At 74.1% G+C, this 21,232-nt stretch carries 18 protein-coding genes and 1 pseudogene; 11 read left to right on the top strand and 8 right to left on the bottom strand.

Annotation, left to right across the window (positions count from 1 at the left end):
* Positions 1-10 precede the first annotated feature (10 nt).
* Entirely contained in the window at positions 11-637 is a 627-nt protein-coding gene (locus tag PV364_RS02830; protein ID WP_319657969.1) for a GNAT family N-acetyltransferase, read from the bottom strand.
* Positions 638-737: 100 nt separating this feature from the next.
* Here PV364_RS02830 and PV364_RS02825 point away from each other — a divergent pair, with 100 nt between their 5' ends.
* The gene (locus PV364_RS02825; RefSeq protein WP_319657968.1) at positions 738-1,592 is read left to right on the top strand and encodes an alpha/beta hydrolase; all 855 of its coding nucleotides are present in this window, start codon (positions 738-740) and stop codon (positions 1,590-1,592) included.
* Here PV364_RS02825 and PV364_RS02820 read toward each other — a convergent pair.
* Together PV364_RS02820 and PV364_RS02815 are read right to left on the bottom strand one after the other, a co-directional pair.
* Positions 1,579-2,967, bottom strand: coding sequence for an NAD(P)/FAD-dependent oxidoreductase (locus PV364_RS02820; protein WP_319657967.1), 1,389 nt, complete (start codon positions 2,965-2,967; stop codon positions 1,579-1,581). The two genes, PV364_RS02825 and PV364_RS02820, sit on opposite strands and share 14 nt — an antisense overlap.
* A gap of 207 nt (positions 2,968-3,174) precedes the next feature.
* Positions 3,175-4,049 (bottom strand): annotated as a pseudogene (locus PV364_RS02815) (NmrA family transcriptional regulator).
* 62 nt (positions 4,050-4,111) lie between these two features.
* Here PV364_RS02815 and PV364_RS02810 point away from each other — a divergent pair.
* From PV364_RS02810 to PV364_RS02800, 3 genes are read left to right on the top strand one after another with little or no spacing between them, the layout of a single operon-like run.
* Positions 4,112-5,056, top strand: a complete 945-nt coding sequence (locus tag PV364_RS02810) for an AraC family transcriptional regulator (protein ID WP_319657966.1) — start codon at positions 4,112-4,114, stop codon at positions 5,054-5,056.
* Positions 5,057-5,070: 14 nt separating this feature from the next.
* Positions 5,071-6,207, top strand: a complete 1,137-nt coding sequence (locus PV364_RS02805; RefSeq protein ID WP_319657965.1) for a site-2 protease family protein — start codon at positions 5,071-5,073, stop codon at positions 6,205-6,207.
* A 48-nt stretch (positions 6,208-6,255) separates the two neighbouring features.
* Positions 6,256-7,791 carry an ATP-dependent DNA ligase gene (locus PV364_RS02800; RefSeq protein ID WP_319657964.1) on the top strand — a complete coding sequence of 512 codons (1,536 nt, stop codon included), beginning with the start codon at positions 6,256-6,258 and terminating at the stop codon, positions 7,789-7,791.
* A gap of 57 nt (positions 7,792-7,848) precedes the next feature.
* Here PV364_RS02800 and PV364_RS02795 read toward each other — a convergent pair whose 3' ends face one another.
* Both PV364_RS02795 and PV364_RS02790 read right to left on the bottom strand, forming a co-directional pair.
* Positions 7,849-8,367, bottom strand: coding sequence for an O-acetyl-ADP-ribose deacetylase (locus tag PV364_RS02795; RefSeq protein WP_319657963.1), 519 nt, complete (start codon positions 8,365-8,367; stop codon positions 7,849-7,851).
* 27 nt (positions 8,368-8,394) lie between these two features.
* Positions 8,395-9,243 carry an NUDIX hydrolase gene (locus PV364_RS02790; RefSeq protein ID WP_319657962.1) on the bottom strand — a complete coding sequence of 283 codons (849 nt, stop codon included), beginning with the start codon at positions 9,241-9,243 and terminating at the stop codon, positions 8,395-8,397.
* A 134-nt stretch (positions 9,244-9,377) separates the two neighbouring features.
* Here PV364_RS02790 and dnaK point away from each other — a divergent pair, with 134 nt between their 5' ends.
* Positions 9,378-11,261 (top strand): molecular chaperone DnaK, encoded by a 1,884-nt coding sequence (gene dnaK, locus PV364_RS02785; RefSeq protein WP_319657960.1) that lies wholly within the window; start codon positions 9,378-9,380, stop codon positions 11,259-11,261.
* Complete coding sequence (gene grpE, locus PV364_RS02780; RefSeq protein WP_319657959.1) at positions 11,258-11,956, top strand: nucleotide exchange factor GrpE; 699 nt, start codon at positions 11,258-11,260, stop codon at positions 11,954-11,956. Before dnaK ends, grpE begins: the two co-directional genes overlap by 4 nt.
* Before the next feature lie 26 nt (positions 11,957-11,982).
* On the opposite strand, the gene aroQ is transcribed toward grpE, so the two are convergent.
* From aroQ to PV364_RS02765, 3 genes are read right to left on the bottom strand one after another with little or no spacing between them, the layout of a single operon-like run.
* Entirely contained in the window at positions 11,983-12,444 is a 462-nt protein-coding gene (aroQ, locus tag PV364_RS02775) for a type II 3-dehydroquinate dehydratase (protein WP_319657958.1), read from the bottom strand.
* Between the two features lie 22 nt (positions 12,445-12,466).
* Positions 12,467-13,228, bottom strand: coding sequence for a pirin family protein (locus tag PV364_RS02770; protein ID WP_319657957.1), 762 nt, complete (start codon positions 13,226-13,228; stop codon positions 12,467-12,469).
* 60 nt (positions 13,229-13,288) lie between these two features.
* Positions 13,289-14,437 (bottom strand): helix-turn-helix domain-containing protein, encoded by a 1,149-nt coding sequence (locus PV364_RS02765; protein ID WP_319657956.1) that lies wholly within the window; start codon positions 14,435-14,437, stop codon positions 13,289-13,291.
* A 70-nt stretch (positions 14,438-14,507) separates the two neighbouring features.
* Here PV364_RS02765 and PV364_RS02760 point away from each other — a divergent pair, with 70 nt between their 5' ends.
* The 5 genes from PV364_RS02760 to PV364_RS02740 all read left to right on the top strand — a co-directional run bounded on the left by PV364_RS02760 (position 14,508) and on the right by PV364_RS02740 (position 21,122).
* Complete coding sequence (locus PV364_RS02760; RefSeq protein ID WP_319657955.1) at positions 14,508-16,265, top strand: FAD-dependent monooxygenase; 1,758 nt, start codon at positions 14,508-14,510, stop codon at positions 16,263-16,265.
* Positions 16,266-16,278: 13 nt separating this feature from the next.
* Positions 16,279-17,154 (top strand): intradiol ring-cleavage dioxygenase, encoded by an 876-nt coding sequence (locus PV364_RS02755; protein WP_319657954.1) that lies wholly within the window; start codon positions 16,279-16,281, stop codon positions 17,152-17,154.
* A complete protein-coding gene (locus PV364_RS02750; protein ID WP_319657953.1) occupies positions 17,151-18,233 on the top strand; it encodes a maleylacetate reductase in 1,083 nt (360 codons plus the stop codon). Before PV364_RS02755 ends, PV364_RS02750 begins: the two co-directional genes overlap by 4 nt.
* A 985-nt stretch (positions 18,234-19,218) precedes the next feature.
* Complete coding sequence (locus tag PV364_RS02745; protein WP_319657952.1) at positions 19,219-19,680, top strand: hypothetical protein; 462 nt, start codon at positions 19,219-19,221, stop codon at positions 19,678-19,680.
* 419 nt (positions 19,681-20,099) lie between these two features.
* Positions 20,100-21,122: a saccharopine dehydrogenase family protein gene (locus PV364_RS02740; RefSeq protein WP_319658344.1), complete on the top strand. Its 1,023-nt coding sequence runs from the start codon at positions 20,100-20,102 to the stop codon at positions 21,120-21,122.
* Positions 21,123-21,232: the final 110 nt, after the last annotated feature.

Here is a 21,232-nt window from a genome sequence, read left to right as displayed (position 1 = left end):
ACGCGGCACCTCAGCGCACCGGCACGTCCGTCTTCCGTCCCAGGTAGGTCAGCGGCCCGGGGTCCACGACCGGGATCACCTGGAAACCGAGGCGGTCGTAGAAGGCACGGGCCGGGGTGTTCGCCGTGACCATGCCCAGATGGACGGCGCCGGCACCGCGCGCCGCGAGCGCCGCGAGCAGACGCGCCATCAGTTCCCTGCCGTATCCGGCCCGCTGGTACTCGGGCAGCAGATCGATGTGCAGATGCGCCGGATGACCGGCGAGTTCCGGGAGGATCATGCGCTCGGGCCAGTGCAGCAGCCTCGCCATCTCCTCGTCCGGGGTCAGCGGCACGCCCTTCGGCGCCGGGTGGCGGTCCGCGACCGTCGGCAGCCACTCGTCGCGGAAGCGCCGCACGAAGGCCGCCGTGTCGGCGGCGCCGACGACGTAGCCGACGACGCGCGTCCCGTCGTCCACGACGAAGGCGAGGTCTGGTTCCAGGTGGGCGTACGGGCCGGCGAAGATGTCGGGCAGCAGATCCTGGTCCGCGTACAGGGCGCGGGCGTCGCCGCCCTCGTGGCCGGTGCGCACGCAGACGTCGTAGAGGTCCGCCCGGTCCTCCGGGCGATAGGGGCGGATGGCCGCACGTGAGGTCATGCGGACATCATGGCCACATGGGAGCGCTCCCACAACCCCTTCGGCAGGGAGCGATAGGCTGAACGAAGGGCCCACGGAACGCGGCCGAGGGGAGATCGCCATGGCCCCGGGCACCGAGACACCGGCCGTCACGCGCGGCCCCCACCGGCTGTACGCCGAGGTCTCCCCCGGCGCGGGCACTCCCGTCGTCCTGATGCACGGCTTCCCCGACAACTGCCGCCTCTACGACCGGCTGGTGCCGCACCTCCGGGGCCGCGTGCCCGTCGTGCGCTTCGACTTCCTCGGCTGGGGGCGCTCCGACAAGCCGCCCGGCCACCCCTACTGCGTCGCCGAGCAGGAGGCCGACCTCGCCGCCGTCGCCGACTCCCCGGCCACCGGGCTCCGCGACCGCCGGCTGATCCTCGTGGCACACGACGCCTCGGGGCCGCCCGCGATCGACTGGGCGCTCGCCCACCCCGGCCGCGTCGCCCGGCTCGTGCTGCTCAACACCTACTACCACTGGACGCCCGCCCTGCGCCGGCCGCCGGCGATCGCGCTCTACTCCACCCCCCTGCTGCGCGCCGCCGCCCACGCCGTCGCCCGGCGCCGCCCCGACCTCGACCGGCGCCTGTTCGCCTGGCAGATCGGCTCGTTCATCCGCGACCCCGTGGCGCGCGAGGCGTACGTGACACTGCTGTACGAGGAGTTCCCTGCCGCGCGTCCGGCCTTCTGGCGCCTGAACGAGGAGCTGCCGCGGGCGGTGCTGAGCCGCCGCCGGCGCATCCCGGAACTCCAGGACTTCCAGCCGCGGGTCCGCGTGGTCTTCGGCGCCCGGGACCGCTGGCTCAACACCCGCGTCGCCCGCCAGTTCGCGGTCCTCTTCCCGCACAGCGAACTGCGGCTCCTCCTGCGGGCCGGCCACTACGTACAGATCGACGAACCCGCCCTGGTGGCGGGCGCCATCACCGCCGTGTAGCCGGCACGGGACCCAGCGGGGGGTCGGCGAGCGCCGGGCGGCGACGCAGCAGCATCGTGCGCAGAGCCACGGCCGGAGCGAGCATGCGGGACGGCGGCGCGGTGAGGGCCACCACGTCCCGGAAGGCGGAGCCGACGACCGGATCGACGGCGGCGCGGGCCACGAGCCGTTCGACGTACCAGCTCGTGAACCGCTCGCCGAGGCCCGGGGCGGAGGACTGCCCGACGTCCACGTACGGGCGGTCGGCGCCCACGGCGGTGAGCCAGGCGGCGTCCGCCGCGCGGGCGACGGCCCGCTGCGCCCGCGCCGCCAGGCCCGCGCGCGGGCCGCCGTCCGCCAAGGCGTCGCGCAGGGCGAGCGCGCCGACCGCCGCCACCGTCATGCCCTGGCCGTAGACGGGGTTGAAGGAGCAGGCCGCGTCGCCGACGACGACCAGCCCCTCGGGCACACCGCCCGGGGCCTCGTAGCGGCGCCGCCGGTTGGAGGTGTCCCGGAAACCGATCACCGGGGACAGCGGTTCGGCGCCCCGCAGCAGTTCGTGGAGGTAGGGGTGGGCGAGCCCGGAGGTGAACTCGGCGAAGCCGTCCTCGTCCGTGGGCACGTCGAGACCGCCGATCCCGGACACCGTGAGGATCCACGTGCCGTCCTCCAGCGGCAGCAGCCCACCGGCGGCCGGGTTGTCCGGCCGGTACTGGACGTACACCCCGGTCCCCGGGGGCTCGGGCAGCCGCAGGACGCGCGACGCGTACTGGAGGCCCGGATCCACCGACTCCTGGGCGGGAGCCGCCCGTCCCAGCGCCTCCAGCCACTGCGGCGTGCGCGAGGCGCGTCCCGACGCGTCCACCACGAGGTCCGCGTCCATGTCCCGCTCCTGGCGCCCCGCGCCGCGCGGCCGCACGCGGACACCGGTGACGCGGTCGGGGCCGCCCAGCAGGCCCACCGCATCGGTCGCCTCGACGACCTCCACCGCCGTGCCGGAGGCGGCGGCTGCCGCAAGGACACGGGTGCGGACGACGTGGTCGAGCAGTGGGCGCGTGCAGGAGATCAGCGAGTGCCGGCCCTCGTGGAAGCGGATCTGCCATCCGGTCAGGCCGCAGGTCAGCAGGTCACGCGGCATGTCCAGGCGGCGGGCGCCGGCCGCGGCGAGCTCCGCGCCGGTGCCGGGAAGGAGCTCCTCCAGCGCTTCCTGGCCACCGGTCAGCAGGATGTGCAGGTGCCGGGCCTGCGGCACGCCCTTCCGGAAGGCCGGGCCGTCCGGGTAGCGATCGCGTTCGACGACCGTCACCTTGCGGACATGGCCGAGCAGCGCCCGTACGACCAGCATCCCGGCGAGGCCGCCGCCGATGACCACCGCGTCGCCCTCGCCGCCGTGCATGAGCGCTCCCCCGGTCGTCCACCGCCGACGCGCCCAGCCTCGCGGGCTCCGGCACGCCGGTCAACTCCGGTGCGGATTCGGGCTTGTACGGAATCCCCACGCACGTCCCACAGGGAGCGGCCGAGTCCATCTCCGCCCGGCCCGAACCCCTCACGTCCCACGGCGGGTTCGAAGGTCGGGACGTGGCGCCGCGGACACCCGGGAGCGTCAGTGGTGCCACGCGCCCGCGGCGGCGGCCTCGTGGGCGAAGTCGCGGAAGTCGCGGGGCGCGCGGCCGAGGACCCGTTCGACGTCGTCGGTGAGAAGGGCGTTGCGCCCGTCGAGCAGGTCGCCGAAGAGCTGGACGAGGAAGCCGACGGTCTCGTCCGGCAGCCCGAGGGCGGTGAGGTGCGGGGCGTACGCGCGCGGTGGAACGGCCGTGTAGCGGACGGGCGGCCGGGGCGGCCGGTGGCGGCGCCGATCTCGGCGGCGGCGTCGGCGAAGGTGAGCAGGCGCGGGCCGGTCGCTTCGTAGACGCGGCCGGCGTGCCCGTCACCGGTGAGCGCCGCGACGGCGAGATCGGCGATGTCCCGGGCGTCGACGAAGGGTTCGCCGACCGTTCCGGCCGGGAAGACGATTCCGCCGTCGAGGACGCCGTCGCGGAACAGGCCCTCGCTGAAGTTCTGGCAGAACCAACTGGCCCTGATCACCGTGCAGTCGGCGCCCGCGCCCCGCACCGCGTCCTCGGCGGGCCGGGCGAGGTCCTCGCCGCGGGCGGACAGCAGCGCGATGCGGCGCACGCCGCTCGCTGCGGCCGGCGAGGCGAGGGCGCCGAGCGTGGCGGCGGCTCCCGAGTCGCCGATGTCGGGGTGATAGGCCAGGTAGGCGACGGTCGCGCCGTCGAGCACGGGTGCCCAGGTGGCGCGGTCCGCCCAGCCGAAGGGCGGTTCGCCGGAGCGGGAGGCGGTGCGTACGGCGAGGCCGCGGGCGGCCGGCGCCCGGACGACGTGGCGGCCCGTCTTGCCCGTGCCGCCGAGGACGAGCGCGGTGCCTTGGGGCAGCGGTGTGCGTGTCTGCGTCAGGCTCCCTAGTGAACCGACCATGGAACGAGACGGACCATGGCTGATCGGCTCCACTCCATACGCGAGCGTCTACGCTGACCCGTATGGACGCACTGACGGGCCTGCTCGACGGACCCCGCGCGCGGGGCGCGTTCCTGCTGCGCATGGTCATGGAACCGCCGTGGTCGGTACGGATCGAGGACCGGGTGCCGCTGTGCGTCATGACGGTCGCGCGCGGCGGGGCGTGGATCGTGCCCGAGGACGGCGAGGCGGTACGGCTCGGCCCCGGTGACCTCGCCGTCGCGCGCGGCCCGGCCCCGTACACCGTCGCCGACCGGCCCTCGACCCCACCGCACGCATGGATCCTGCCCGGCGGGGTGTGCCGGTCCGCGGACGGTCACGACCTGGCCGACGCGATGGCGCTGGGGGTCAGGACCTGGGGCAACCGGGCCGACGGGGCGGACGCCATGCTGGTCGGCACCTACCAGCTGGGCGGCGAGGTCGGCCGGCGCCTGCTGGACGCGCTGCCGCCGCTGCTGGTGCTCCCCGCCGGGGACTGGGAGAGCCCGCTGCCGGCGCTGCTGTCCGAGGAGATCGTCAAGGACGAACCGGGGCAGGAGGCGATCCTGGACCGGCTGCTGGACCTGCTGCTGATCTCGGCGTTGCGTACGTGGTTCGCCCGGCGCGGTGAGTCGGCCCCCGCCTGGTACCGCGCCTTCGCCGACCCCGTGGTGGGCCGGGCGCTGCGCCTGCTGCAGAACAACCCGGCCCACCCCTGGACGGTGGCCGGGCTCGCCGCCGAGGCCGGTGTGTCCCGGGCGGCACTGGCCCGCCGCTTCGGCGAACTCGTCGGAGAACCCCCGATGGCCTATCTGACCGGCTGGCGTCTCACGCTCGCCGCGGACCTGCTGCGCGAGCCCGACGCGACCCTCGGCGCGGTCGCCCGCCGGGTCGGCTACGGCAGTCCCTTCGCGCTCAGCGCGGCCTTCAAGCGGGTACGCGGGATCAGCCCGCAGGAACACCGCGCCGCCCCGGCCCGGACGGAGTGACACTGGACAGTGGGATGAACGGCTCGATTCAGATGGGACGGGTGTACGGGGTACCGCTGCGGATGCACTGGAGCGTCCCCGTACTCGTCGTGCTGCTCGCGTACGGGCTCGGCCGCGACACCCTGCCCGCCTGGATCCCCGGGCTGTCCCCCACCGTCTACACCCTGGCCGCCGCCGTGGGCGCGGTTCTGCTGATGGCGAGCCTGCTCGTCCACGAGATCGCCCACGCGGCCACGGCGCTGCGCAAGCAGATCTCCGTGCAGGACGTCACCTTGTGGGCGATGGGCGGCATGACGCGCATGGACCGTGCCACGTCGGCGCGCGCGGCCTTCCTGGTCGCGGTCAGCGGGCCGCTGGCCAGCCTCGTCATCGGGGGCATCGCGCTCGGCGCCGGCATCGGTGTGGCGGCGGCCGCCCACCGCTCCGTCCCGGGGGCACTGCTGATCTGGCTGGGCTGGGCCAACCTGCTCCTCGGCGCCTTCAACCTGCTGCCCGCGTCGCCGCTGGACGGCGGGCGGGTGCTGCAGGCCCTGCTGTGGTGGCGGACCGGGGACCGCGACCGCGCCGACCGCGCGGCCGGCCGGGGCGGGCAGGTCGTCGGCGTGCTCCTGGTCCTCGGTGGCTGGCTGGCCTTCGCCCGCGGCGTGCCCGGCGGCCTGTGGCTGGCGCTCGTCGGCCTGTTCATGGCCCTCACCGCGGGGGCCGAGCGGCAGCGCGCCGTCATCGGCTCGGCACTGCGCGGGGTGCGCCTCGGGGACGCGATGTCCTCGCCGGTCGCGACGGGCTCCGACTGGCTCGCCGTGGACCGCTTCATCGACGAGGTCGCGCTGCAGTCACGCCACTCCGTCCTGCCGCTGCTCGACTTCGACGGGCGGCTGTCCGGTCTGGTGTCCCTGCGCCGCCTGACCTCCGTGCCGGCCGAGCGCCGCGCCGAGGTCCGGGTGCGCGACGTCGCGGTCCCGCTGTCCCAGGTGACCACCGGCTCGCCGGACGAGCTCGTCAACGACGCCCTGGACCACCTGCGCTCCGGCGCCGCAGGCGTGCGCGTGGTGGTCGTGGACGGCGGCCGCCCGGTCGGCATCGTCACCGGCGGCGACATCACGCGGCTGGTGCAGCGCCGGCAGATGGCGGGCGGCAGCCGCGCCGCGTGACCGCGCACGACTGGTGCGCAGGGGCCGCCGCTGGGCGACGATGGAGCCATGCTGCTCGCGGAGATCGCGCGTACGTCCCAGGAGATCGCGGCCACGTCCGCCCGTTCGGAGAAGGTCGCGGCGCTCGCCCGGCTCCTGAGGGCCGCGGAGCCCGACGAGGCGCCCGTGGTGATCACCTACATCGCGGGGCGGCTTCCGCAGCGCCGCACGGGCGTCGGCTGGAGCACCCTGCGCGAGCGCCACGAGCCGGCGCCCGAGCCAGGGCTGACCGTGGCCGGAGTCCACGCCATGCTCGACCGGATCGCGGCGGTGACGGGCAAGGGCGCCGCCGCGGAGCGCAAACGGCTGGTCGCGGAGCTCATGGGCGCGGCCACGCGCGACGAGCAGACCTTCCTGCTCGGGCTGATCGGCGGCGAGCTGCGGCAGGGGGCCCTGGACGCGCTCGCCGTGGAAGGGCTCGCGGTCGCGGCGGGGGCGCCACCGGAGGACGTACGGCGGGCGGTGATGCTCGGCGGCTCGCTCGGCACGGTCGCGCGCGCCCTGCTGGCGGACGGCCCCGAGGCACTCGCCGCGTTCCGGCTGGAGGTCGGCCGCCCGGTGCAGCCGATGCTCGCGCAGACCGCCAAGGACGTGGACGAGGCGCTGGACCGCCTCGGCCCCTGCGCGCTGGAGGAGAAGCTCGACGGCATCCGCGTCCAGGTGCATCGCGCCGGGCCCGACGTCCGCGTGTACACCCGCACCCTCGACGAGATCACCGACCGGCTGCCCGAAGTCGTGGCCGCGGCCATGGAGCTGGCGGTGGAGGAGGCCGTGCTCGACGGCGAGGTCATCTCCTTCGGTGACGACGGCCGCCCGCGCCCCTTCCAGGAGACCTCCTCCCGCGTCGGCTCACGCCTCGACGTCGCGACCGCCCAGGTGGCCCTGCCGGTGGCACCGGTCTTCTTCGACCTGCTGTCGGTCGACGGCCGCGACCTGCTCGACCTGACCACCGCGGAACGCCATGCCGAACTGGCCCGCATCGCCCCCGAGCCGCGCCGCGTCGAACGCATGGTCGCCACCGACCCGGCCGACCCCGCCACACGCGAGGCGGCACGGGAGTTCGCCGCGCAGGTCCTGGAACGCGGTCACGAGGGGCTGGTCGTCAAAGCCCTCGACGCCCCCTACAGCGCGGGACGGCGCGGCGCCGCCTGGCTCAAGGTGAAACCGGTGCACACGCTGGACCTGGTGGTCCTCGCCGCCGAATGGGGCCACGGCCGCCGCACCGGCAAGCTCTCCAACCTCCACCTCGGGGCCCGCCGTCCCGACGGGACGTTCGCGATGCTCGGCAAGACGTTCAAGGGCCTCACCGACGCGATGCTCGCCTGGCAGACCGAACACCTCCGGGCACTCGCCGTCAGCGACGACGGCTGGGTCGTCCGGGTCCGCCCCGAACTCGTCGTCGAGATCGCCTTCGACGGGCTCCAGCGGTCCTCCCGCTACCCGGCCGGGGTCACCCTCCGGTTCGCCCGTGTCCTGCGCTACAGGGCGGACAAGTCCGCGGCGGAGGCGGACACGGTGGACGCGGTCCTCGCCCTCCGCGCGTAACGCTGCGCTCGCTGTCCGGGGAGGGAGGGCGGGCGGGCGGGGGAACCGCGCCCAGGATCAGCCCGCGGCCAACGCCGCCTCGAACACCCCGTACGCCCGCTCATCAAAAAGCACGAACCGCACCTCCTCAACCCGCCCCGCCCCCGCGCCCCGCACGGCCCCCAGCGCAATCCGCGCCCCATCCTCCAGCGGCCACCCGTACACGCCGGTGGAGACCGCGGGGAACGCCACCGTGCGGGCGCCCAGTTCCTCCGCGACGCGCAGGGACTCCCGGTAGCACGAGGCCAGCTCCGCCGAGCGGTCCCGCTCGGCGGACCACACCGGGCCGACGGTGTGGATCACCCAGCGGGCGGGCAGCCGTCCCGCGGTCGTGGCGACGGCCTGCCCCGTCGGCAGGCCGCGCCCGTAGTGGGACGCGCGCAGCGCGCGGCACTCCTCCAGGATCTCCGGGCCGCCGCGGCGGTGGATGGCGCCGTCGACGCCGCCGCCTCCCAGGAGCGAGGAGTTCGCGGCGTTGACGACGGCGTCCACGGCCTGCTCGGTGATGTCTCCCTGGACCAGGATGATGTGTGCCATGCGGGTGATCCTCCCACCGCGCGCGGATCACCAGTCGCAGGGCACCCGCAGGTCCAGCAGCGAGTCGCAGAACTCGGCGGGCCGCTGCGGCCAGCCCACGCTGTGCCAGTGGGCGATGCGCCAGCCCAGCCGCTTGGGCCACAGGGGCAGGTGCCGCAGGTCCGCCACGGGCACCCAGACCGGGGCGGCGCCCTTCTCCAGGTCGAGGGAGGAGCGCGGGCCGATGGTCCCACTGGCCTCGACGAGGAAGTAGTGGCCGGGGTGCGAGCCGCGGTGGACCCGGTTGACCCGGGCGATCTCGCGGCCGACGGTGGCGGTGAGGCCGGTCTCCTCGGCGAGCTCGCGCACCACCGCGGTCTCGGGGGTCTCCCCCGGCTCGACCCCGCCGCCGGGGATCTCGTAGAAGTCGCCGCCGCGGCGGTGCCGGTAGCGGATCAGCAGCATGTGGCCGTCGCGGATGATCACCGCCCCGGCGCGGGTCCGTTTGGGCGGGCGGCCGAGGGGCTCCTCCAGGACGAGGCGGCCCCGCCACCAGGGCGGCCCGTCCCAGGAGCGCAGGATGGCCTCCCAGGCGGTCCACGGCGCGAGCGGCAGGTGCAGGGCCTCTTCCCGGGCGAGCAGCCGGGGCGGGGCGGCTGCCGGGGCGAGCGGGGCCGCGGCCCGGAAGTACAGCTCGGTGCCCGCGGCCGCGCGCACCTCCAGGCACGGTGAGGCGTCGATCCGGACGTCGACGCCGAGGGCGGTTCGGGCCGCCTCGCGGGCCGCCGCCGCGGGGTCGCCGCGCGGCGGGACGGGGGCCCGGGGCAGGGTCAAGTCGTCGTGTACGGCGAGGTGTTGGTCGTGGAAGAGGATCACTCCTGCGTGCAGTGAGGACATCTGGCCGACGCTAGCAGCGCCCGCCGTGGTGGGCGTCGTGAATATTCCGGATCGGGAGCGGCCCGCCCGCCCGCCCCTGCCGTCTGGTGGTCGGCCCCCCGGCGTCGCACCCTGGAGGGGAGGAGGCGACTGACATGACACGTCCGGTCGGTATTGACCTCGGCACCACCAATTCGGTGGTCTGCGCACTGGAGGGCGGTGAGCCCACCGTCATCACCAACACCGAGGGAGCGCGGACCACGCCCTCGGTGGTGGCCTTCGGCAAGGGCGGCGAGGTTCTCGTGGGCGAGATCGCCAAGCGCCAGGCCGTGACCAACGTGGAGCGCACGGCGCGCTCGGTCAAGCGGCACATGGGGGACTCCGGCTGGCGGTTCCCCGACTCCGGCGCGATCGAGGGCAAGCGGTTCACCGCACAGGAGATCTCGGCCCGGGTGCTGCAGAAGCTGAAGCGGGACGCGGAGTCCTACCTCGGCGAGGACGTGACGGACGCGGTGATCACGGTCCCCGCGTATTTCGACGACGTGCAGCGCACCGCGACCAAGGAGGCCGGCGAGATCGCCGGGCTCAACGTCCTGCGCATCATCAACGAGCCCACCGCGGCGGCCCTGGCCTACGGCCTGGACAAGGAGAACGACCAGACGATCCTCGTCTTCGACCTGGGCGGCGGCACCTTCGACGTGTCCCTGCTCGACATCGGCGAGGGCGTGGTGGAGGTCAAGGCCACCAACGGCGACACGCAACTGGGCGGCGACGACTGGGACCAGCGCATCGTGGACCATCTCGTCGAGCGCTTCAAGAACGGGTACGGCCTGGACCTGTCGCAGGACAAGATGGCGCTGCAGCGGCTGCGGGAGGCCGCCGAGCGGGCCAAGATCGAGCTGTCGTCGTCGACCGAGACGACGGTCAACCTGCCCTACATCACCGCGTCCGCCGAGGGCCCGCTGCACCTGGACGAGAAGCTCACCCGCGCCCAGTTCCAGCAACTGACCGCGGACCTGCTGGAGCGCTGCAAGTCACCCTTCCACCAGGCGGTCGAGGACGCCCGGATCGACGTCTCCGACGTGGACCACGTGATCCTCGTCGGCGGCTCGACCCGGATGCCGGCGGTGACGGACCTGGTCAAGTCCCTGACGGGCAAGGACCCGCACAAGGGCGTCAACCCGGACGAGGTCGTGGCCATCGGCGCCAGCCTCCAGGCCGGTGTGCTCAAGGGCGAGGTCAAGGACGTGCTGCTGCTCGACGTCACCCCGCTGTCCCTGGGCATCGAGACCAAGGGCGGCATCATGACCAAGCTGATCGAGCGCAACACGACCATCCCGACCAAGCGCTCGGAGATCTTCACCACGGCCGAGGACAACCAGCCGTCGGTGCAGATCCAGGTGTTCCAGGGCGAGCGCGAGATCGCGGCGTACAACAAGAAGCTCGGCGTGTTCGAGCTGACCGGCCTGCCCCCGGCGCCGCGCGGGGTGCCCCAGGTCGAGGTCTCCTTCGACATCGACGCCAACGGCATCATGCACGTGGCGGCGAAGGACCTGGGTACCGGTACGACGCAGAAGATGACCGTCACCGGCGGCTCCGGGCTGCCGAAGACCGACATCGACCGCATGATGCGCGAGGCCGAGCAGTACGCGGAGGAGGACCACCGGCGGCGTGAGGCCGCCGAGACCCGCAACACCGCCGAAGGCCTGGTCTACTCGACCGAGAAACTGCTGCGCGACAACCCCGACAAGGTCCCGGCCGATCTGCGGACCGAGACGGAGGCCGCGGTCGCGGACCTGAAGGAGAAGCTGGCGGCCGAGGGCGACGACACCGCGGCCATCCGCACGTCCACGGAGCGGCTGAGCGCCACGGCGCAGAAGATCGGTACGGCGATGTACGCCCGTGCCCAGGCGGAGTCGTCCGCCGCGGGGGCCGGCCAGGGGGCCGGACCGCCGCCGTCCGACGCGGGCGACGGCACGGACGACGTGGTGGACGCCGAGATCGTCGACGACGACAAGCGGGAGGGGGGCACGGCATGAACGGCGCCGCCCCGCCCGAGGGGGCGGGTGAGCTGCGGGCCCGCCTCGCCGAGCGCACGGCGGACCTCAAGCGGCTGAAGGCGGAGTACGACAACTACCGCAAGCGCGTGCACCGGGACCGGCTGGCGGTGCGCGAGATCGCCGTCGCCAACGTGCTGCGGGGCCTGCTCCCGGTGCTGGACGCGGTGGACCGTGCCAGGGAACTGGGCGAGGTGACGCAGGGTTTCGGCGCCGTCGCGGAGGTGCTGGAGACCCGGCTCGGCGAGCTGGGCCTGCAGTCCTTCGGCACGCCCGGCGACCCCTTCGACCCGGTCCGGCACGAGGCCGTGGGCACCGCCGGAGGAGCGGAGTCCGAGGGCCCGGTGTGCGCCGAGGTCGTACGGCCCGGCTACCGGGTCGGCGGGCACCTGCTGCGCCCCGCCGAGGTGGTGGTGGCCAGACCTGCGCCGCGGCGGGCGCGGGTGCACCCTGGAGGCATGGAGACGACCCACAAGGTGGACGTTGCCCCGCTCGCGGAGGACCACCGCTACCGGCGGGTGCACCTGCGCGGTGTCGGCTGGCAGCAGTTCGAGCGCGAGGAGTTCGAGCTGCGGGTGCGCGACGTGTTCCCCGACATCGACGTGTCCGATCCCCAGCAGGTGCACTGGGCCGACCATCCCGGCGAGTGGCCCGACTGGCGGCCGGGCGAGGCCTGACACGGCGCGGGGGCCGGGTCCGCGGCTCAGGCCGCCGCGAGCAGCGCCGCGACGCGTTCCACGGCGAAGGAGTAGCCCTGGACGCCGCAGCCCACGATGACCCCGTCGGCGCGCAGCGAGACGTAGCTGTGGTGCCGGAAGGCCTCGCGCCGGTGGATGTTGGAGATGTGGACCTCCACGACCGGCATCCCGTCGCAGGTGTTCAGCGCGTCGAGGAGCGCCACCGAGGTGTGCGAGTAGGCGCCCGGGTTGATGACGATCCCGCAGTGGCCCTCGCGTGCCTCGTGGATCCAGTCGACGAGTTGTCCCTCGTGGTTGCTCTGGCGGCAGTCGACGGTGCCTCCGTGCCGCTGCGCGGTCGTCGCGCAGAGCGCCTCGACGTCGGCGAGGCTCTCCGGGCCGTAGATCTCCGGCTGCCGCTGCCCGAGCAGGTTGAGGTTGGGACCGTTGAGGACCATGATCGGCGCGTTGGCGAGAGTGCGGGTCATGGCCCTCAGGTCTACCACGTGATCACCCGAAGGTGACGGCGGCGTCCATCTCCCACACCAGGACCTCCGCGCCCTGCGCCCCGGCGGTCAGCCGCTGGCCCTCGGACCCGGTGACACGCACGGCGTCGCCCTTCGACAGCAGCCCCGCGCCTTCCAGCGCGACCTCGCCCTTGGCGACGTACACGTGGGCGAAGGGTGCGGTCGGCAGCGCGAGCGTCTGGTCCGCGGCCATGCGCGAGGCCCGCAGGGCGGCGTGCTTCTGGGCGATGGAGATGGCGCGCTCGTCGCGGTCGCGTTCCATGCCGGAGGCAACGGTGACCCAGCCGCCGCGGGCGAGTTCGTCGTTGATGTCCAGCTGCTCGTAGCCGGGCTTGATGCCCTGCTCGTCGGGGAAGACCCACATCTGCACGAAGTGGACGGGGTCCTTGTGCTCGGGGCCGCCGGTGAGCTTCCACGAGTCGTTCTTCTCGCTGTGCAGGATGCCGGTGCCGGCGCTCATGCGCTGGGCGAGGCCCGGGTAGATCACACCGTTGTGGCCCTCGGAGTCCTGGTGGACGAGGCCGCCGTCGAGCACCCAGGTGACGATCTCCATGTCGCGGTGCGGGTGGGTGTCGAAGCCGGTGCCGGGCGCGACGACGTCGTCGTTGGAGACCAGCAGCAGGCCGAAGTGGGTGTTCTTGGGGTCGTAGTGGCGGCTGAAGGAGAAGCAGTGGTGCGAGTCGAGCCAGCCCGCGCGGGTGTGGAACCGCTGTCCTGCGCGGCGGACGTCCAGCTGGGTCGTCATGGGTGGGTCTCCTCCTGCGGGGGTCGTGCCTACGGCCAACCTAACATGTTGAAATCTAAACTATATTCCCTGGATGCCGTAGCTCCGCAGCTTGCGGTAGACGGTCGCCCGGGCGATGCCCAGCGCCTGCGCCGCCCGCGCCTTGTTCCCCCCGTGGGTGCGCAGCGCCTCCAGGATCGCGTCCCGCTCGGCCCGCTCCAGACTGCCCAGCCGCCGCCCGCCGGCCGCGCCGCGCACCGCGTCCGGGAGCTCGTCGGGACGGACCGGGGCGACCGCCCGGCGCCGGTCGGCCAGCTCGCGCACGATCAGCCCCAGCTCCGCGACGTTGCCCGGCCAGGTGTGCCGCTCCAGGACCCGCCTGGCCTCGACCGTCCAGGTCAGCGGCGGGTACCCGGGCGCGGGGCGCGGGCTGAGCGCGGCCAGCAGGCCCGGCACGTCCTCGGGGCGCTCACGCAGCGGCGGCAGCGTCACGGAGCGCGCCGCCAGCCGTCCGAGCAGACGGTCCACGCACGGCCCCCCCACCGGCTCCCCGGGGGTGGACGTGGCGGTCAGGGGCATACGGGGAAAGCGGTCCAGCAGCGACACCAGCAGCGCGGCGGCGCCCGCGTCCAGCGCCTCCAGGTGCCGGACGAGCACCGGCACCGGCGCGCGCAGGGCGGACAGCTGCTCCACCCATGCGTGCGCCGCCGCCGCGGTGGCCTGCGCCGCGTCGAGCTCCACCGCGTCCGGGCGCACCGCGCGGGCAACGGCGGTCTTGCCGGTGCCCGGCTCGCCCGCGATCAGCAAGGTGCCCGGCGAACGCCCCAGGTCCACCGCGCGCGCCAGCGCTGAGCGCCAGGACCGCGACGCGCCGGTGAGCCCTGGCAGCCGCGGGTCCGGCACGGCGGCGTGCGGGGCACCCGCGTCACCGGTGGGCGTGAGGATCGCCACGGCGCCGATGACCTCGCCCGCGTCCTGCACGGCACGCAGCCGGGCGGTCCAGCCGCCGCCCGGCAGAGGCAGTTCGCAGCCTTCCGCCCGGCCGTCCCGCACCATGCCACCGGCCCGTCGTTCCAGCAGGTCGAGGGCTTCTTCGGAGAGCCGCCGGGCGGCTTCGGCGCTCACGAGCCGCGACCTGCCGTCGGCGGCCACGACCGCGCGGGCCTCCGGCCGCTCGCGCAGGTAGGCACCGAGCAGCAGTGCCTCGTGCGGTGTATCGGATTGAGACACGCCGGAAACCTCCCGCTGGTTAACCATTCGGTTCGTTGCCATTTCAATTATCCGTCAGGGAGCCGCTTTGATGGACACCGTCGAAACCGATGTGCTGATCGTGGGGAGCGGGCCGGCCGGGGCGACCGCCGCGCTCGCCCTGAGCAGCTACGGAGTCCCGAACGTCGTCGTGACCCGGTACGACCGCTTGTCGGCCACACCCCGGGCGCACATCACCAACCAGCGCACCATGGAGGTCCTGCGCGATCTGGGCGTCGAGCAGGAAGTGATCGCCAAGGCCACACCCCAGCCCCTGATGGACAACACGGTCTTCTGCACCAGCCTCGCGGGCGAGGAGCTGGGCCGCCTGCGTTCCTGGGGCAACGACCCGCTGGTCCAGGCCGCGCACGAGCTCGCCAGCCCGACCCGCATGTGCGACATGCCGCAGCACCTCATGGAGCCGGTGCTCGTCGACGCCGCCGTCGCCCGCGGGACAAAGCTGCGGTACGGCACCGTCTACAAGTCCTTCGTGCAGGACGCGGACGGCGTGACCGTGACCGTCGAGGACACCCTGCGCGGCGGCGAGTACACCATCCGCGCCAAGTACCTCATCGGCGCCGACGGCGGCCGCAGCCAGGTCGCCGAGGACGCGGGCCTGCCGATGGGCGGCAAGATGGGGGTGGCGGGCAGCATCAACATCCTCTTCGACGCCGACCTGTCCCGCTGGACCGCCCACCGTCCCGGCACCCTCTACTGGGTGCTGACCCCCGGGGCCACGGTCGGCGGCATCGGCGCGGGCCTGGTGCGCAACGTCAAGCCGTGGAACGAGTGGCTGATCGTGTGGGGCTACGACGTCGAGGCCGCGCCGCCGGACCTCACCGAGGAGTACGCCCTGTCGGTGGTCCGCCAGCTGATCGGCGACGACGACGTGCCGGTGACCATCCGCTCCAGCTCGTCCTGGACCGTCAACGAGATGTACGCCGAGACGTACGCGAACGGCCGGGTCTTCTGCGCGGGCGACGCCACGCACCGGCACCCGCCGTCCAACGGACTGGGCTCCAACACCTCCATCCAGGACTCCTACAACCTGGCGTGGAAGCTGAAGCTGGTGCTCGACGGCACCGCGGCGCCCTCGCTGCTCGACAGCTACACCGCCGAGCGCGCCCCCGTCGGCAGGCAGATCGTCACCCGCGCCAACAAGTCCATCGGGGAGACCGCCCCGGTCTTCGAGGCGCTGGACCTGCTCACCCCGCAGAGCCCGGAGCAGCTCGTCGCCAACATGGCCTCCCGCAAGGACGCCACGCCCGCCGGCGAGAAGCGCAGGCAGCGGCTCCGCGAAGCGATCGACTTCAAGCGGTACGAGTTCAACGCCCACGGCGTCGAGCTCAACCAGCGCTACTCCTCGGCGGCGGTCGTCCCCGACGGCAGCCCCGACCCCGGTTTCGACCGGGACCCCGAGCTCCACCACCAGCCCAGCAGCCGGCCCGGCGCGAAGCTGCCGCACGCCTGGCTGACGGCGGGCAGCCGCACCCTGTCCACCCTGGACCTGGGCGGCGGCGGGCGCTTCACCCTGCTCACGGGCATCGGCGGCGCCACCTGGGTGGCGGCCGCGCGCAGCGTCGGCGCGGACCTGGGCCTGGACATCGCGACCGCGGTGATCGGCCCCGGGCAGGACTACGAGGACCCCTACGGCGACTGGGCGCGGCTGCGCGAGACCGGCGACACCGGGGTGCTGCTGGTCCGCCCCGACCTGTACGTCGCCTTCCGGCAGGCGGCCGGGGCGGCCGACGAGGCCGAGGCGCGCAGCGTGCTCGGCGGGGCGCTGCGGCGCATTCTGGGACGGGACTGACAAGGAGCCATTGATGGACTTCACCGAAGAGAGCGCCACCGCCGCGGTCGTGGAGAGCTTCGCCGGCACGCCCGATCCGCGGCTGCGCGAGATCCTGGGCAGCCTGACGCGCCATCTGCACGACTTCATCCGCGAGGTCGAGCCCACCATGGAGGAATGGGAGTGGGGCGTCGACTTCCTGACCCGCACCGGCCAGAAGTGCGACGACAAGCGGCAGGAGTTCATCCTGCTCTCCGACGTCCTCGGCGTGTCGATGCTCGTGGAGACGATCAACCAGCGCAAGGCGGCGCGGGCGGCCGGTGAAACGGTCACCGAGTCCACCGTGCTCGGCCCGTTCCACATGGTCGACTCCCCCGAGCGTGCCTTCGGCGACTCGATCGACATGGTGGGAACAGGGGAAGCGTGCGTCGTCACCGGGCGGGTGCTCTCCACGGACGGCACCCCGCTGGCGGGCGCGATGGTGGATGTGTGGCAGGCCGACGACCAGGGCTTCTACGACGTCCAGCAGCCGGGGGCGCAGCCGCAGGGCAACGGACGCGGTCTGTTCAGCACCGACGAGGAGGGCCGCTTCCGTTTCCGCACGGTCGTCCCGGCGCACTACCCGATCCCCACGGACGGCCCGGTCGGCGAACTGCTGGGCGCGACCGAGCGGCATCCGTACCGGCCGGCGCACATCCACTTCATCGCCGGACACGCCGGATTCCAGCCGGTGACCACGCACATCTTCGTCGAGGACAGCCCGTACCTGGACTCGGACGCGGTGTTCGCGGTCAAGAAGAGCCTGGTGCAGACGTTCACCGAGGTCGACGACGCCGGGCTCGCGGCGGAGTACGGGGTGCCGGCCCCGTTCCGGCTGGCCGACTTCGACATCGTGCTGCGGGCGTCATGAGCCCCGGCAGCCTGGACTTCGTCCACGAGTCGCTGCCCATGCGGGTGGTCTTCCGCGCCGGCTCCGCCGGCACCGCCGTCGCCGGCGAGGCGGACCGGCTCGGGCTGGGCCGCGTGCTGGTGGTGTCCGGGCGGCACGGCCTGGACACCGCGCGGGCCGTCGCCGATTCGCTCGGCGCGGCCTGCGCGGGCGTCCACCCGGGCGCGGTGATGCACGTGCCGGTGGAGGTCGCCGACGAGGCCGTCGAAGTCGCCTTGGGCGTCGACGCGGACGGCCTGGTCGCGGTCGGCGGCGGCTCTGCGGTCGGCCTCGGCAAGGCGGTCGCGCTGCGCACCGGCCTGCCGCTGATCGCCGTGCCGACGACCTACTCCGGCTCGGAGATGACCCCGGTGTGGGGGCTGACCGAGGACGGCGTCAAGCGAACCGGCCGCGACCCGCGCGTCCTGCCGCGCAGCGTCGTCTACGACCCGGAACTGACCGTGTCGATGCCGCCCGCGCTGTCCGCCACCAGCGGCGTCAACGCGATGGCCCACGCCGTCGAGGCGCTGTACGCGCCCGACGCCACGCCCATCGTCTCGCTGATGGCCGAGGAGGGCGTACGGGCCCTGGCCGGCGCGCTCCCCCGCGTCGTGGAGGACCCGGCCGCGCCCGGGGCCCGCGCCGACGCCCTGTACGGGGCGTGGCTGTGCGGGGCGTGCCTGGGCGCCACCACGATGGGCCTGCACCACAAGCTGGCCCACGTGCTCGGCGGCACCTTCGGGCTCCCGCACTCCGAGACCCACACGGTGCTGCTGCCGTACGTCCTGGCCTTCAACGCCCTCGCCACCCCCGCCACTTCGGCGGCACTCCGGCGCGCCCTGGCCACCGACGACCCGGCCGCCGCCCTGCACGACCTCGGCGGCCGGCTCGGCGCCCCCCGCTCCCTGGCCGATCTCGGGCTCACCCGGGCGGACCTCAACCGCGCCGCGGAGATCGCCACAGCCGCGCCGTACGCCAACCCCCGCCCCGCCCTCGCGGACGACGTACGCGCGATCCTGACCGCCGCCTACGAGGGGGATCCCCCGCCCCCTGCTCTCTGACCGCCTCCCTCCCCGGCGGCCCCCGCGGCATCCCCGCGGGGGCCGCCGCGGCGACCGGTCCGCCCCCGCTTGCCGAACTCGGCAGCCGCGCACGCCGTCCCGCCCACGCAACCCCGGCGGACGGCAGGCACGACCGGTTCCGGGCGCGTGGGCCGCGCGCCACAGCCTCGCCCACCACGACGCGTCGCTGCCACGACCGCTCCAACCAGCCGACGCCGCGCATCAGCCCACCCCCGGCCCGACCGACGCACGAGAACTGCCGCGCGGGCACACGCGGAACGCCGACACGCGAGACGCACGACCGAGTCCGGGCGCGGCGCCGGCGCCCCAACCCCTCGCCCGTCGCGACGCATCGACGCCACGACCACCCGAGCGGGCCGACGCGACGCGCCAGCACATGACCGGGGGTCCGACAACCAGCGTCCGACCGACGACGTGCGAGCAGCCGCGCACACCGCCCCCGCCCACGCTCCTCCCGGCAGGCGGCCCGCACGGCCCGGCAGCCGAGCCGACAGGCCAGCCCACGCCCGCGACCGGGTCCGGACTCGGCGCCGGACGCCACACCCCCGCCCGCCGCGACGCGTCGCCGCCACGACCGCTCCAACCGGCCGACGCCGCGCATCAGCCCACCCCCGGCCCGACCCACGATGCGTGAAAGCAGCCCCGCGGGCGCACACCCCCTCCCGCCCACGCACCCCCGGGCAGGCCGCACACACCGCCGGTAGCCGTCGTCTCCCCCTCCGGCGCTACGGGAAAGTTCCGCACTCGCGTGCTCACGTTCCGAAGGACCGGAAAAGGCCCGCCCTCCCGGTCCGGGGGGAATTAGGAATTGCTGGCGAGAATTCACCCGTCCGCATGGGCAATTGCCGATGCGCCGCAGCTCACAGGGGCGTACGCACGTACGGGAAACGCGTGTTTTCGACCCCCAAACGCCAGGCCCCGCCACCCCTTCCGCCAGGTAGAAATATCTACCAAGGTAAGGCACATGAGGAATACGGCACCGAAGCAGGCAACTGAGTGGCTGGCCGCCGCCGCGGCGGACCCGCGGGCGTGCAAGCGGGAGTGGGAGCACGGGGAGAGCGGCACCGCGCTGCTGCCCGCGGGACGGTTCTGGGACGTGCTGAGCGTGCCCGAGGATCTCGGACTGCTCGCCCTGGACGCCCTCTTGCGCATGCCGGGAGCGGAACCCGGCCCGACGCTCGCGGACGCGGCGTCCCACCGGGTGGGCTTCTTCCTGCCACCGGATCCGGCGAGCAGATGGGTGGGCTCGGGCATCCGGTACGCCGGCGCGGGCGCCTGGATCGCGGTCCCGCCGCCGTACCGGGCGGCGGGGGGCGGGGCGCTGCGGTGGCTCGTGCCACCGGACGGCAACGGGACGCTGTACACCCCTACCGTGGTGGAACTGGCGCTGTTCCAGGCCGCGGTCGCCGCCGAGTGCCTCCGCTGACCTCGTCCGGCTCCGGCTCGTCCACCGCCGTGCGGCGCGGGACCGTCCGCCCCCCGGCACGCCAATCGGCGACGAGTTCCGAGTAGATCGGCGGGTCGAGCCAGTACGCGCCGGTGAGTTCGGCGTAGGTGCGGTGGTGGTCGGTGTGGCCGAGGAGAAGGCACCCTTGGGCGACGGATGTGCTGTCCATGCCCCCATGCAACGCAGCGAGTACGCCGGTGGTACGTCCCAGCCCCGCCGCGCCACTGGATCGGGTGAGCACGCCCCCCTCGTTCGAGGGCGTGTCATTGTCGTTTCAGCGGTTCGTCGGACCACCTCCTCCGCCCGCCCTCCCACGCCCTGGGCGGCACTCCCGGTGACCGACGGGTAACATCGGCCTCCGGACCGCCGCTTCGAGGGGAGCCGCACGCGTGACGTGGATGCTGTACGGGGCCACCGGGTACACCGGACGCCTGATCGCGCGGGAGGCAGTGGCCCGAGGGGAACGCCCGGTACTGGCCGGGCGCACCGCCGCCGTGCTGGAACCGCTCGCGGCGGAACTCGGGCTGCCGTACCGGGTGCTGGACCTCGACGACGCGACCGGTCTCCGGGAGGCACTGGCCGCGGTGCCGTCGGTCGCGCACTGCGCCGGCCCCTTCTCGACGACGGCGCTGCCGATGGTGGAGGCGTGCCTGGACACCGGGACGCACTATCTCGACATCACCGGTGAGATCGACGTGCTGGAGCGGTTGCACGCGCTGGGCGACCGCGCCCGCGCCGCCGGGGTGACGCTGCTGCCCGGCGCGGGCTTCGACGTCGTGCCCACCGACTGCCTTGCGGCGACCGTCGCGGCCGCGCTGCCCGGCGCGTCGCACCTGGACCTGGCGTTCGTCGCCGGGGGCGGGGCCAGCCCCGGCACCGCGCGCTCCGCGCTGGAGGCGCTGGACAAGGGGGCCGGCGGCCGGGCGAGGATCAACGGCGTGATCCGCGACGTGCCGCTCGGGTGGCACCGGGTCACGGCGTCCTTCCGTACCGGCGACCGTTCGGTGGCGAGCGTCGCGTGGGGCGACGTGAGCACGGCCTACCACTCGACGGGCATCCCGAACATCTCGACCTACACCTGGCTGCCCGCCGCCCCGCTCGTGGAACGCCTGCTGGCGGTCGCGCCCGTACGGCGCGCGGCCCGCGCCGGGGTCGACCGCTTTGTGCGCGGCCCGGGCGAGCGGGCACTGGCCCGCACCCGCTCGCAGGTGTGGGCGCGTGCCCGCGACCCCCGGGGCAGCGAGGCCCAGGCGGCGCTGTCCGCACCCAACGGCTATGCCCTGACGGTGGATTCGGTGCTGCGGATCATGCCGCGGCTGCCGGACCTGCCGCGCGGCACGCACACCCCCTCCTCCGCGCTGGGCGCCGACTTCGTCCTGGAACTGGACGGCGTGCGCCGCAACGGGCCGCACTTCGGCTGACGGTTCGCCCGTCACGCCGGCGGCGCGGGGGCCGAGCGTTGCCCGGCGACAGAGTTGCCATGTACCGTTCAACCGCTCGCCATCCCTGACGCACGTCCCCCCTTGATCTA

Origin of the sequence: Streptomyces sp. MI02-7b, assembly GCF_033793585.1 — a bacterium.
Classification (GTDB): Bacteria; Actinomycetota; Actinomycetes; order Streptomycetales; family Streptomycetaceae; genus Actinacidiphila.
This window is presented reverse-complemented; position numbering and strand designations above follow the sequence as displayed.

What these genes read in the sequence shown, in the direction of transcription:
- PV364_RS02830 (WP_319657969.1), bottom strand. Translation starts at nt 637, where the DNA reads ATGACCTCACGTGCGGCCATCCGCCCCTATCGCCCGGAGGACCGGGCG.
- PV364_RS02825 (WP_319657968.1), top strand. Translation starts at nt 738, where the DNA reads ATGGCCCCGGGCACCGAGACACCGGCCGTCACGCGCGGCCCCCACCGG.
- PV364_RS02820 (WP_319657967.1), bottom strand. Translation starts at nt 2,967, where the DNA reads ATGCACGGCGGCGAGGGCGACGCGGTGGTCATCGGCGGCGGCCTCGCC.
- PV364_RS02810 (WP_319657966.1), top strand. Translation starts at nt 4,112, where the DNA reads ATGGACGCACTGACGGGCCTGCTCGACGGACCCCGCGCGCGGGGCGCG.
- PV364_RS02805 (WP_319657965.1), top strand. Translation starts at nt 5,071, where the DNA reads ATGAACGGCTCGATTCAGATGGGACGGGTGTACGGGGTACCGCTGCGG.
- PV364_RS02800 (WP_319657964.1), top strand. Translation starts at nt 6,256, where the DNA reads ATGCTGCTCGCGGAGATCGCGCGTACGTCCCAGGAGATCGCGGCCACG.
- PV364_RS02795 (WP_319657963.1), bottom strand. Translation starts at nt 8,367, where the DNA reads ATGGCACACATCATCCTGGTCCAGGGAGACATCACCGAGCAGGCCGTG.
- PV364_RS02790 (WP_319657962.1), bottom strand. Translation starts at nt 9,243, where the DNA reads ATGTCCTCACTGCACGCAGGAGTGATCCTCTTCCACGACCAACACCTC.
- dnaK (WP_319657960.1), top strand. Translation starts at nt 9,378, where the DNA reads ATGACACGTCCGGTCGGTATTGACCTCGGCACCACCAATTCGGTGGTC.
- grpE (WP_319657959.1), top strand. Translation starts at nt 11,258, where the DNA reads ATGAACGGCGCCGCCCCGCCCGAGGGGGCGGGTGAGCTGCGGGCCCGC.
- aroQ (WP_319657958.1), bottom strand. Translation starts at nt 12,444, where the DNA reads ATGACCCGCACTCTCGCCAACGCGCCGATCATGGTCCTCAACGGTCCC.
- PV364_RS02770 (WP_319657957.1), bottom strand. Translation starts at nt 13,228, where the DNA reads ATGACGACCCAGCTGGACGTCCGCCGCGCAGGACAGCGGTTCCACACC.
- PV364_RS02760 (WP_319657955.1), top strand. Translation starts at nt 14,508, where the DNA reads ATGGACACCGTCGAAACCGATGTGCTGATCGTGGGGAGCGGGCCGGCC.
- PV364_RS02755 (WP_319657954.1), top strand. Translation starts at nt 16,279, where the DNA reads ATGGACTTCACCGAAGAGAGCGCCACCGCCGCGGTCGTGGAGAGCTTC.
- PV364_RS02750 (WP_319657953.1), top strand. Translation starts at nt 17,151, where the DNA reads ATGAGCCCCGGCAGCCTGGACTTCGTCCACGAGTCGCTGCCCATGCGG.
- PV364_RS02745 (WP_319657952.1), top strand. Translation starts at nt 19,219, where the DNA reads ATGAGGAATACGGCACCGAAGCAGGCAACTGAGTGGCTGGCCGCCGCC.
- PV364_RS02740 (WP_319658344.1), top strand. Translation starts at nt 20,100, where the DNA reads ATGCTGTACGGGGCCACCGGGTACACCGGACGCCTGATCGCGCGGGAG.